Genomic DNA, 13,014 nt, shown 5'->3' with positions numbered 1-13,014 from the left:
GCAAGCGCCGTGCGGATTTCGTCGGTGCCGGCGCTGTCCTTGATCACGTCGCTCGCACTGTCGACGATATAGATGTCGTCGCCGGCGCCGCCGTCAAGCGTATCGTTGCCGGCGCCACCGTCAAGCGTGTCGTTACCGGCGCCGCCGGTGATCGTGTTGGAGAGCGCATTGCCGGTGCCGGTGAAGCTGGCCGATCCCGTATAGAGCAGGCTCTCGACATTGTTGTCGAGCGTATAGCTTGAAAGCGCCGTCTTGATCAGATCGGTGCCTTGATTGGCGGCTTCAGTGACCACGTCGCCAACATTATCGACAATATAGGTGTCGTTGCCGGCTGCGCCGATCAGTATGTCGGCTCCGGCGCCTCCGTCCAGGGTGTCGGCAACTGCCCCGCCCTTGATCGTATTGGCAAGGCTATTGCCGGTCCCGGTAAAGGCTGCCGTGCCGGTATAGGTGAGGTTCTCGACATTGCTGCCAAGCGTATAGTTCGCCAGTGTCGTGCGAACCGTGTCGGTGCCCTCATCGGCGGCTTCGGTGACGAGGTCGCCGACATTGTCGACGATATAGGTGTCGTCGCCCAACCCACCGATCAAGCTGTCCGCACCTGCCCCGCCATTCAGCGTGTCATTGCCGGTGTCGCCGGTGATGATATTGGCGAACGCATTGCCGGTGCCGGTGAAGTTGGCGGACCCGGCGTAGGTCAGGTTCTCGACATTGGCCAATGCGGCGATCGAGTAGGCTGCAAGCGCCGTGCGGATTTCGTCGGTGCCGGCGCTGTCCTTGATCACGTCGCTCGCACTGTCGACGATATAGATGTCGTCGCCGGCGCCGCCGTCCAGCGTGTCGTTGCCGGCGCCACCGTCAAGCGTGTCCTTGCCGACGCCGCCAATGATCGTGTTCGCGAGACCATTTCCAGTTCCAGCGAAATCGCCGGTGCCGATGAAGGTCAGCTTTTCAACATTATTGGTCAAAGCATAGGAAGAAAGCGTGGTCTTGGTTAGATCGGCACCTTCATTCGGTCTTTCAGTGACGACGTCGGCAACGTTATCCACAAAATAGGCGTCGTCGCCCGCTCCGCCGATTAGCGTATCGGCACCGGCCTTTCCGTCCAGGGTATCGGCACCTGCCCCGCCTTTGATGGTGTTGGCGAGGCTACTGCCTGTGCCGGTAAAGGCTGCTGTGCCGGTAAAGGTGAGGTTCTCGACATCGCTACCAAGGATATAGCTTGCCAATGTCGTGCGAACGGTATCGATCCCCCCATTGGCGTTTTCGGTGACGACGTCGGCAGCGCTGTCGACAATGTAAGTGTCGTTGCCCGTCCCGCCGATCAGCCTGTCGGCGCCAGCCCCGCCGTCCAGCGTGTCATCACCGGCACCGCCCGACAGAATATCGATCAGCGCGCCGCCGGTGATCGTGTTGTTGAGGTTGTTGCCAGTGCCGGCAAAGGCAGTCCAGCCGACGCTAGTGAGGTTCTCGACGTTAGCGCTCAGTGTGAAGCTCGCCAGATACGTCTGCACCGTATCGATGCCCTCGTCGGCGTTTTCAATAACGGTGTCGCCGTCACCGTAAACGACATAAATGTCGTTGCCGGTCCCGCCGGCAAGCGAGTCAGCTCCCCAGCCACCAGTCAGGGTATCGTTGCCTGCCGCACCAGAGAGGGTGTCGTCGCCTGACCCGCCAGTGATTATATTGTCGAGGCTATTGCCGCTACCGGTAAAATTGCCGCTACCCGCGAAAATTAGGTTCTCGACGTTGGGATTCTCCGCCAGTGAATAAACTGCAAGATCGGTCCGGATCGTGTCAGTGCCGCTGTCCGCCACCTCGACCACGACATCGCCGAGATCATCGACAATATAGGTATCGTTGCCCACACCGCCGATCAGCGTGTCGGCGCCGGCCTTCCCATCCAGCCAATCATTACCTGTCCCACCAGTGATCACATTCGCCGCCGCATTGCCAGTACCGGAGAACCCAAAGGTGCCAATGTAGATTAGGTTTTCGACGTTGGTGCTGAGTGTATAAGAACCCGTCGTCCGGACCGTGTCCGTCCCCTCATCAATATTCTCAATTACAGCATCGGTGGAATTGTCGACGATGTAGACGTCGTTACCCACCCCGCCTGACATCTTGTCGATTCCGGCACCGCCATCGAGTGTGTCATTGCCAGAGTCGCCAGTTAGGGTATCGTTTCCGGCATTGCCCCAGAGGGTATTGTCCGCCTCGTTGCCGATAATCGTATCGTTGCCGGAGCCGGCCTGAACGTTCTCAATCAACGACGCGATGTTGTCGTGATAAAGAAGGGCGTTGAAAATGTTGCCGCGGGCATAGCCATTATTCGGACCTCCGCCCAGATCGGCCAACTGACCCTGGGAAAAGACCGAGTACCCCCCTGCATGCAAGTCGATCTTGAGGCCGGTCGTATAAGCGCTCAGATCATAGGTGTCGGTACCGCCTCCGTCCCAGATTGTTGCGAAGATCCTGTTGGCAGCGGGCGTGATGGCCGCAACGCCGTTGACATAGGTGATGCCCTGGTTGGGATTCCACTTATAGACGGTATCGCCACTGTTCGTCGTATAGTCCGCACCATACATTTCCTGCAGGGCGGCGATGTCGAGCATCATGAAGGTTTGTGGTGCACCGTCATGCTCATATGTGTAGCCATTCCCATCGTCTCCAACATATGTGCGATAGGTCATGATCGTATATTCGAGCGAATCGTAAGCGCTCGGGACGACTGTCATATTGTGAGCATACCCTTCCTGGGCATGTTTCAGTCCGAGAGCATGACCCAGCTCGTGCGCCACGGTTTGGCCCGCATAGTTGCCGAACCTCGGGAAGCGAAGATCATCTTCGGTGCCAGCGTATTCCGTGCCGAACCAGATATCGCCGCCGAGGCCGCCGATAACTGGCGTATAGGCCCATGCCGTCTCAGGCAAAGACGATTGCGCGAACCGCACTGTTGCGGTGCCTGCGCTTCCGGCCTCAAAGTTGGCGTTCGTGAACCCCTCGACGGAGAAGCCGTCATTTGCCGTGTTTCCATAGGACTGCTCCATAAAGAACAGGGCTAAAGACTGCTGTTGTGAGGAAATCGAAGAGAAATTGTAATCTTTCTCGCCGCTATAGGCATAAGATGATGAGGTCGTGGGAAATGCGTAGGTTATCGTTCCGTCCCAGGCAGCACCGCTGAACAGCCCGTCAACTTTTTGATCCCCAGTCGAGCTGACGTCCTTCGTCAAGGTAATAAGGTTCGTCATAAAATCCCCGTTTGACTATATTCTATTCGGCCGTGCCTAATGACAGTTTCCCTCCGCTCCATGTGAAGGAGGAAACTTCAACTAAAAAAATTTTCCGCTTCAGGAAGTTTTTGATCTTAGTAACTACGCTTATGCAGAGCTTCCCCCGCAACCTCTATCAAAAGCCCAGAAGACATATTCCATGATCCTCCGTCCGAACCTCCGCAATTGCTGGCATGACGGCATTTAAATTGACGTTACAGGCATCTGCTGAAATTTAGTAAAGTCTCAGGTTTGGCGGTATCGGGAAGGCGAGGTTATCATCTTCCGCAACTTTGCTTGCGTGGGCGCTCGCTCCGGATCGAATGGTGGATTGTCGGAATTGAGATCTCACTGCTGCTGCGAGCCGTCCATGTAGCTCACCCAGCGGTACGACGCCATACCGCTGGGTTGCGCCTAAGAAATGTTCTATTTAATGTGGCAAATAAACAGCAAATTCGCCGTCGGAAGCATAGGTTCCGTTCAGGGCAGCGCGTTCGCGGTTTTGGCAAAACACTCCGACCTAGGCGCATGATCGTAAGGATACAGTTAAAGGCTGTACGGGCGATTTCCGGTCGAAACGAGGTTAGCACAAAACGATTTGTCTGACAGGACGTTGCTGTGGGAAGATGGTACGGTTGGGGGGTCTCGAACCTCCGACCTCAGGTGCCACAAACCTGCGCTCTAACCAACTGAGCTACAACCGCATAAATCGCGTCTGGCGCGATGGGGGTCACATACGGGGACTTGGCGATGAATTCAAGCCCCATTCCTCGTCAATATACAAAAAGGCTGGACGCGAGGTCCAGCCTATTGTCTCCGATCAATTAAGATCGATCAGGCAACCTTGAAGGAAGCCATGGCCTTTTCGGCGGCGTCCTTGGAGGGCTTTGCGAGCTTTTCGGCAACCTGCTTGGTGGTTTCCTGGATCGACTTCGCCTGCTCGACGGTCAGCTCAGCCTGCTTGCGGATGAACGAGGTCTGCAGCTCGAAGAATTCGGCGGGGGACTTGACGCCGAGCAGCGCTTCGAAGTGCGAGAGCGAGTTCTCGGAATTGACGCGCAGAATGTCGATCGCCTTCAGGCCGAGTTCGACGCTGCCGGCCTGTGCCGTCTGGACGGTGGCTTCGAGGGTCTTGCCGGCTTCTTCGCCAGCGGTCTTCAGCTTGGCATAGGCGTCTTTGGACTGCTGAGCGCCTTTTTCGGCGAAATCACGGAAGGATTCCGCGAACTTGGACGGGTCGAAAGAAGCGATTGAAAAAACGTCGTCGGTCTTTATGGTAGCCATGGGTCGCATCCTTTGGGCTGAGGCAGTCGCTGCCTGCAATAGTTGGGATGATGCTTATATAAGACATTTCATTGTGCATTGCAACAATTATTGTGCGATGCACAAGACGTTAACCTTGCCGGCCGAAAACCCCCTGCTCTTCTGGACCCGCATGCGCCCCGCAGTTATTAATAAGCCGTTAATTTAAGAAGGCCGACAGCGACAAGGTTCGATCATGCCCGCAGTCCAATATCCGTTCATCGATATCGCCGTGCATGCACGGGTGCGGGAACGTTTTTCACGCGGCGAAGCGATGGTGCTGTTTTCGGCCGACCTTGCCCGCCTGCTCTGGGCAAACGGCGCGGGTGCCGAACTTTTCGGCCATGCAGCCGTCTATGATCTGCTCGATCAGGGTGTCGACCGCACCGACATCACCTTCCGCCAGTTGGAAACGGCGGCGCGCCAGCTTGCCGATATCGGTGACCACAGAAGCCTGATGATCCGCGTCGCCAAGGGCTTTCAGCGTGTGCAGGTGCAGGCGGCGGCCGAACTGATCCGGCTCTCGTCAGGCGAAAAGGCCATGCTGTTTTCGGTGCCGGTCTCGGCAAAGCCGCTGACGTCAGGCGCTTCGGCGGCCCAGATGCTGCAGGGGCTCGATGACCCCGACACCCATATGGCCGTGATCGGCGCCGATGGCGACGTTATCGCCGCCTCGCCGGGCTTTGCCTCGCTCGGGATTTCCGCGCAGACGGCAAAGACCTTGATCAACCTTGCCGGCGCGCATCCCGACCGGCTGGTGAAGCGACCCGTTGCCACCGGCAGAGGCAATCTTCCGGCTGCCGTCGGCAAGCTCAGCGACGAGCCGGCGCTCAACCTGCTCTTTGCCGTGGAGACCGCGATCGGCCATCTCGACCCGATCGACGCAGCCGCGTCAGATCCGATCGATACCCCCGCGCTCGACTTGATTGATACGCCCGTGCAGGAAGACAGCGTGCCGCCGGCCGAAGACTTCCGCGACGAGCCCGTTGACGCCGCAGGATTTACCGAGATCATCGAGGCCGTCTCGGGGATCGAGGAAACGCTCGAGGACATTACCGGCGAAAACGACCAGCCGGCGGAACGCACAGCGGCAACAGCAGACGAGATGGCCGACGAAGCCGGTCTCCCCGAAGATGCCGAGCCGGAAAGCGACGCAGGCGTGATCGACAGCAGCGCGGATGAGGCCCACGAGCCTGCCGCGATCATCGAGGACGACCTTGCCTCCGTCACGCAGACGGTGGAAACGGCGACGACGGCGGAACCGCCTGTCGAAACCGGCGAAACGCCTGTCGACGCGGCGCCGGAAGCCGTTCACGAAGAGCCCGTCGTCGCACCGCCTATGGTCGCCGACGCCTCCCCTGCTCCTGAGCTTGTGGCTGCGCCCGGCTTCGTCTTCAGGCCGAACAGCCGCGCCACGCGCTTCGTCTGGAAGATCGATGCCGAGGGCCGGTTCAACGAGGTCAGCCACGAATTTGCCGAGGCCGTCGGTCCGCATGCCTCCGAGATTATCGGCTCTGCCTTCGGCGATGTCGCCGCCCTCTTCAATCTCGATCCCGACGGCAAGCTTGCCGAAGCGCTCGCCCGCCGCGACACATGGTCTGGTAAAACCATTCTCTGGCCGGTCGAAGGCACAAGCCTCGTCGTTCCCGTCGATCTGGCGGCGCTGCCGACCTATACCCGCAACCGCGACTTCGACGGTTTCCGCGGCTTCGGCGTCGTCCGGCTTTCTGATGCGCAGGAAGATCCGCTGGCGCTCGGCCTGACGCTCGGCCCGGATGGGGTCGGCCATGATGCGGCAAGCCTCGGCCCGGTGACCGAGACCGTTGCCGAGGCGGCACTCGAGGTGCCGGCAGCGCAGGAAGAAGCCCCGAGCGAACCCGCCCTGACGGATGAGGTCGAGGACAAGGCGCTTGCGGCAAGCGAGCCGCAGCCGGAGACGGAACCATCGCCTGAGCAGATTGCCGCCGAGCAGGCGTCGATCGAGTACGAGTCCGGCGAGCAGGCGTTCGACGAACCGCCTTTCCACCCAAGCGCTTCGGAAAAAGCAGACGATAGCGCCGAGGCCGGCGATATCTCCGCCGTCGATCCCGCAGCGGAAATGTCGAACGAGCCGCCGGCGCTTCGCATTTCGGAAACGCCCAACCGGCGTTTCTCCGACAAGATCGTTCAGCTCCATAACAGCGGCGCCGCATTGACGGCCGCCGAACAGGCCAATTTCCGCGAGATCGCCAAGCGTCTCGAGGCTTTCGGCGCCAGCAAGGACGAACCTGCTGGACCGGGACGGAGTGACCCCGCCGCCACGGAAACGGCGAGCTTTGAAGAGGCTTCCGGGGCCGAAGACCTCAAGGCCGAAACACCCATTGCCGACACGGCGGAAGCGCCGTCGCTCGAGGAGATCGCGCCGCAGGAAGCGATTTTCGAGAATGCTGCCGACGCCCAGGGCGACGACGACGCTCGCGAGGACGATGCCAGTGTCGAGGCGCCTGACGACATAGATGAGGACGAAGCGACGGAAGGGCTGGAGGAGACGGTCAGCCAGATCGAGGTTCTGACAAGCTTCATCCCGCCGCGCGTCAAGATGACGGACGGGCTTTCGCTGGGAACGGTCGACCAGTTGCCGGTCGCGGTACTTATCCATGTCGGCGATGCGCTGCTCCATGCCAATCCGGAATTCATGCGGCTGACCGGCTACACCTCGCTCGACGCATTGCGCGAGGTCGGCGGCATTGAAGCCCTGCTGCAGCGCCGCGAACTCGAGGAAAAGGCCGCAGGCTCCGGCACCATGATGCTGGTCAAGGCCGACGACAGCCTGGTGCCGGTGACGGCGCGGCTGCAATCGGTGCGCTGGGAAGACGCCAACGCGCTGATGCTGGCGCTGATGCCAGTGGAAGGCAAGGAAGAGGGCCGCAGCGATGCAGGCCGTTCCGAGGGCCGGACGGAAGCGCGGCCCGAGCGGATGGTCGAGAAGGTCGCCAAGCTGCAGGTCGAAGTGGAGGAATTGCGCTCGATCCTGGAAACGGCGACCGACGGCGTCGTCGTTATCGGCACGGAGGGCGATATCCGCTCGATGAACCGGTCGGCGAGCGCGCTTTTCAATTACGACGAGCAGGAGACGCGCGGCAAACCCTTCGTCATGCTGTTTGCCCATGAGAGCCAGAAGGCTGTGCTCGACTATCTCCACGGCCTGTCCGGCCATGGCGTTGCCAGTGTGTTGAACGACGGGCGCGAAGTGATCGGCCGCGAAGCCGCCGGCGGTTTCGTGCCGCTGTTCATGACGATGGGCCAGCTCACCTCCTCCAACGGCTATTGCGCCGTCATCCGCGATATCACCCAGTGGAAGCGCACCGAAGACGAACTGCGCAACGCCAAGGGTGCTGCCGAAACCGCCAATGCCCACAAGACCGATTTCCTCGCCCGCGTCAGCCACGAGATCCGCACGCCGCTCAACGCCATCATCGGCTTTTCCGACATGATGGCCGGCGAACGCTTCGGGCCGATCGGCCATCCGCGTTATATCGAATATGCCAACGACATCGGCCGCTCCGGCCGGCACGTGCTCGATATCGTCAACGACCTGCTCGATATTTCGAAGATCGAGGCGGGCGAGATGGATCTCGATTTTGCCGCCGTCGGCCTCAACGAGGCGGTCTCCGAAGCAGTCGCCCTGGTGCAGCCGCAGGCGAACGGCCAGCGCGTCATCATCCGCACGGCGCTGTCGCATGCGGTGCCCGAGGTCGTGGCGGATCTGCGCTCGATCAAGCAGATCGCGCTCAACATCCTGTCGAACGCCATCCGTTTCACCCCATCCGGCGGGCAGATCGTCGTTTCCACCTCCTATGAGGCGAATGGCAGCGTCGTGCTGAGGGTCCGCGATACCGGCATCGGCATGACGCGCAGCGAACTCGACCAGGCGATGAAGCCGTTCCGGCAGGTCTCCTCGACCCAATCGCGCCATCGCGGCGACGGTACCGGGCTCGGCCTGCCACTGACCAAGGCGATGGTCGATGCCAATCGCGCGGTGTTCTCGATCAATTCGGCGCCGAACGAGGGCACGCTCGTCGAGATCACCTTTCCATCGCAGCGGGTGTTGGCCGGCTGAGCCATAAAGAAAAGGCAGCCGAGGCTGCCTTGAATTTGGTGCTGTTCAACAAGAGCTCAGTCGATCACCATCATGTATCGAAAGCCCTGCTGCATGATTGCGCGTCTAAGACGCGCGGCGCTTTTGGGCTCCAGGCCGCCTCGTTCATACACGGCCCCCAAGTTGGCTTTTAGATTTGACAAACCTTTCTTAACGAAAGGTTTCCATGACAGTGCATCGATAAGTGATAAAAGCTTGTAGCTTCCGGTCCGCTCTCAATCCTTGAGTTCCTCCAGCCCGGCAAAGAGCCGCAACGCCTCGGGATTGGCGAGCGCTTCCTGGTTTTTCACCGGCCTGTTGTGAACGACCTCGCGCACCGCAAGCTCGACGATCTTGCCGGATTTGGTGCGGGGGATATCGGCGACCGCGATGATCTTGGCCGGCACGTGCCGCGGCGAGGCGCCGGTGCGGATCCGCGTCTTGATCGCCTTGATCAGATCCTCGGTCAGCGTCACGCCGGGGGCAAGGCGAACGAAGAGGATGACGCGCACGTCGTCGTCCCACTCCTGGCCGATGCACAGCGCCTCGGCCACCTCCTCCATTTGCTCCACCTGATTATAAATCTCGGCCGTGCCGATGCGCACGCCGCCGGGATTGAGCGTCGCATCCGAACGGCCGTGGATGATCAGACCGCCATGCTCGGTCCATTCGGCAAAATCGCCATGGCACCAGACATTGTCGAACCGGTCGAAATAGGCGGCGCGATATTTGGCGCCGTCGGGATCGTTCCAGAACATCACCGGCATCGAGGGAAAGGCCTTGGTGCAGACAAGCTCACCCTTTTCGCCGCGCACCGGCTTACCGTCATCGTTCCAGACATCGACCGCAAGGCCGAGGCCGGCCCCCTGAATCTCGCCACGCCAGACCGGCTGCAGCGGATTGCCGAGCACGAAGCAGGAGACGATATCGGTGCCGCCGGAGATCGAGGCAAGCTGCACATCTTGCTTGATGCCCTCGTAGACGAAGGTGAAGCCCTCGGGCGATAGCGGCGAGCCGGTCGAGGTCATCAGCCGCAGGCTGGAAAGATCGTGGCTCTTGCGCGGCGTCAGCCCGCTTTTGCGCACCGCGTCGATATATTTCGCCGAAGTGCCGAAGATGGCGAAATTCTCGGCCGCGGCATAGTCGAACAGCACGTTGCCGTCAGGCGCGAAAGGCGAGCCGTCGAACAGGCAGAGCGTGGCGCCGCTGGCAAGGCCGCTGACCAGCCAGTTCCACATCATCCAGCCACAGGTGGTGAAGTAGAACAGCTTCTCGCCGGCCTCCAGGCCGCAATGCAGCCGCTGCTCCTTGAGATGCTGCAACAGCGTGCCGCCGGCCGAATGGACGATGCATTTCGGCACGCCCGTGGTGCCGGAGGAAAAGAGAATGTAGAGCGGATGGGGAAAGGCAAGCGGTGTGAACTCGACCTCTTTGGCCTGATAGGGCGCGACGAAGGCTTCCAGCGTCGAAGCGCCAGGCGTTTGCCGCGCGACCGCCTCGGCATCGCCGGCATAGTGGACGACGATCGTCGGCACGCCCAAGCTTTTCGCCACCGCGGCAACCTTGGCGCCGACATCCTGCAGCTTGCCGGAATACCAATAGGCATCGCAGGCGATGAACAGCTTCGGGCCGATCTGGCCGAAGCGGTCGAGCACGCCCTGCTCGCCGAAATCGGGGGAGCAGGACGACCAGATGGCGCCGATCGAGGCGGCCGCCAGCATGGCGGCGACGGTCTCCGGCATGTTCGGCATCATCGCGGCAATACGATCACCCTCACCAATGCCCTGCGCCTTGAAAGCCTGCTGCAGCTTCGAGACCAGCGCCCGCAGCCGGTCCCACGACCAGCGATCCTCGACCTTGTCTTCGCCGCGAAAGATGATGGCATCGCCCTCGCCGCGCCCCGACAACAGGTTCTCGGCGAAGTTCAGCGTCGCATTCGGAAAGAAGCGAGCCTCCAGCATGCGGTCGCCATTAATGAGCACCTCTGCGCCGCGCTCTCCCTTCACGCCGCAGAAATCCCAGACGGTCGACCAGAAATTCTCCCGCTCGGCCACCGACCAGGCATGCAGATCTTCAAAGCCCGAAAGCGAAAGCCCGAAATCGGCATTGCAGCGCGCCATGAAGGCGTGGATCGGGCTTCTTGCAACGGCTTCTGCCGAGGGCACCCAAAGTGGTCTGTTATCCTGCATTCAATCCTCCTCCCAATTCCGCCTTTATATCATGCTGCATTGCATTATAAAGTGCGGAACCGACGCGATCCCAGCCTATGCATTCAGAAGGTCGATGCGTCGCTTCGAAGGGCTGCAGCATGCTTCGCCGCGTCTGAAAAGAGGCGCGCTGCTGTAGGGGATTTGCATATGCCCGATATTTCCTATATCCGGCGAAATCAGCGCTTAACGGGATAACCGGCGGAATTGCCGGCGGAGATCATGAGCACGTCAAGACATCGCAGGTGGCGCAGGAAGATCGGACCCGTTTCGCGCTGGCTTCCGGCCTTCGCCCGTCTGTCGACGGTGTTCCTGCTGATCGCGCTGGCGCTGTTCGTGGCGCTGAGGGTTGCCGCACCCTATCTCATCACCACCGGTTTCGTGCGCTCGGGCATCGAGGACGCGCTGTCGAAATGGACGGGCTACCATGCCGAAATCAAGGGTAGTCCGGTTCTCGAATTCTGGCCGACGCCGCGCATCACGCTGAACCAGATCACCATCCGCCAGCCGCGTGAAAGCGGCGACAAGCTGCTCGGCAGCATCGACAGCCTGTCGGCCGATTTCAGCCTCATCGACGCACTGAGAGGCCGCACCAGCTTCCACGAATTCCACCTGGTGCGCCCCAACCTGGCGCTGACGCGCGACGAAAATGGCCTGATCGACTGGAGTTATGCCGGGCTGCTTGCCCGCGCAATCAGCGGCGTGCGCACCGAAAACGGCGCCGAGGTCCTCGATCCCGATCTCGACGCCGAGATCGGCGCGGTGACGGTCGAAGACGGCACGCTTGCGGTGACCGACGTCAAGTCCGCCAAGACCTATCGTTTCGACAGCGTCACCGCGGATATCGCCTGGCCGAGGCTATCCGGCGCGATCTCGGCTGTTGTCATCGCCCGCATCAACGGCGAGGACCTGAAGGTCGATTTCGCCTCGCGCCAGCCGCTGCTTGTCTTTGCCGGCCGGAATGCCGAGACGCGGACGTCGCTGACATCGAACCTGTTGACGGCGCACTTCCAGGGAATTGCCAACATCGCCAGCCTTTTGGCGCTTTCCGGCAATATCACCGCCAGCATTCCCGATATGCCGGCGCTTCTTACATGGTCGGGCAAATCCATCCCCGGCATCGCCACGCTGAAGAGCGCCTCGCTGGAATCCGACATCATGTCGTCGGGCAACGGACTGCGCTTCAACAATCTCAGCCTGTCGCTGAACGAAGCGAGCGCCACCGGGGTGATGGATCTTTTCACCCAACCGGGCAAACGGCCGAAGATCGGCGGCACGCTCGCCTTCGACCAGATGAACCTCAAGCCGTTTCTCGACGCCTTCGCGCTGAGACTCGCCGCCGGCGAGGCGGAGGAAATCTCCGCCGGCATAAACGGGCCGCTGCGGCTGCTCGATGTCGATGTCAGGCTTTCGGCGCGGCGCGCGCAGATGGGTCTCTTCGAGCTCTCCGATGTCGGCGCCAGCATGATCGTTGCCGGCGGCGAAGCGAAATTCGACATCGGCGACAGCCGGTTCGAGGGCGGCGAGATGACCGCGCATCTGGAAGCGACCCAGCGCGACTTCGACGGCGGCGGCAAGCTGCAGCTGTCGATCCGCGATGCCGATTTCGCAGCCCTTGCCGAGCGCCTGCAACTGAAGGGACCGCTGCCGCTGGCGACCGGATCGCTCGATCTCGACCTGCAATCACCGAAGGCGATCTGGACGACCGGTCTTGCCGACGTCACCGGCAAGCTGCACTTCTGGACAAGGGAAGGCATTATCCCCGGCATCGACGCCGCGGCGTTGAGGACTGAGGCAGCCGAAAAGCCGTTCTTTCCGCTGAGTGCTGCGGCAGGCGGCGCTTTCGCTTTCAACCAGTTGAACGTGCAGGCCGATTTCGCCAACGGTTCCGCCGAGATGCATGATGCCCAAATTGCCGGCACGGCGGAGACCCTGACGCTTTCCGGCGTCATCACCTATCAGTCGAACGGGCTGGCGCTGTCCGGATCGCTCGAAGCGACCGATCCGGCCAAGGCGGCGGATCTGCCGCTCTTGCCGTTCTTTATCGGCGGCTCATGGCCGAACCCGGTGATCTCGCCGGTACCGCTCTTCGGCACCACGCCGCACGCGCAGTAGG

General features: G+C 60.9%; 5 protein-coding genes and 1 tRNA gene. 2 read left to right on the top strand and 4 right to left on the bottom strand.

All coding sequences use genetic code 11. The features are described from left to right. The 3 genes from FHX14_RS28350 to FHX14_RS28340 form a co-directional block, all read right to left on the bottom strand. A partial coding sequence (locus tag FHX14_RS28350) for a M10 family metallopeptidase (protein WP_184380165.1) occupies window positions 1–3,251 on the bottom strand: 3,251 nt, incomplete at its 3' end. A 648-nt stretch (window positions 3,252–3,899) separates the two neighbouring features. After that, window positions 3,900–3,976 (bottom strand) — tRNA-His (locus FHX14_RS28345). 130 nt (window positions 3,977–4,106) lie between these two features. Then, on the bottom strand, window positions 4,107–4,556 hold the full coding sequence (locus FHX14_RS28340) for a phasin (protein WP_003588432.1): 450 nt from the start codon (window positions 4,554–4,556) through the stop codon (window positions 4,107–4,109). Between the two features lie 214 nt (window positions 4,557–4,770). Between FHX14_RS28340 and FHX14_RS28335 the strand changes: the two genes are divergently transcribed. Beyond that, window positions 4,771–8,673 (top strand): PAS domain-containing sensor histidine kinase, encoded by a 3,903-nt coding sequence (locus tag FHX14_RS28335; protein ID WP_184380163.1) that lies wholly within the window; start codon window positions 4,771–4,773, stop codon window positions 8,671–8,673. A 254-nt stretch (window positions 8,674–8,927) separates the two neighbouring features. Here FHX14_RS28335 and FHX14_RS28330 read toward each other — a convergent pair whose 3' ends face one another. Beyond that, window positions 8,928–10,880: an acetoacetate--CoA ligase gene (locus FHX14_RS28330; RefSeq protein WP_184380161.1), complete on the bottom strand. Its 1,953-nt coding sequence runs from the start codon at window positions 10,878–10,880 to the stop codon at window positions 8,928–8,930. 240 nt (window positions 10,881–11,120) lie between these two features. On the opposite strand from FHX14_RS28330, the gene FHX14_RS28325 reads away from it, so the two are divergent. Beyond that, on the top strand, window positions 11,121–13,013 hold the full coding sequence (locus FHX14_RS28325) for an AsmA-like C-terminal region-containing protein (protein ID WP_184380159.1): 1,893 nt from the start codon (window positions 11,121–11,123) through the stop codon (window positions 13,011–13,013). Window position 13,014: the final 1 nt, after the last annotated feature.

The sequence above is a fragment of the Rhizobium sp. BK619 genome, assembly GCF_014195245.1.
Classification (GTDB): domain Bacteria; phylum Pseudomonadota; class Alphaproteobacteria; order Rhizobiales; family Rhizobiaceae; genus Rhizobium; species Rhizobium acidisoli.
Note: the sequence above shows the minus strand (reverse complement) of the source record. Positions and strands in the feature narration are given on the sequence as shown.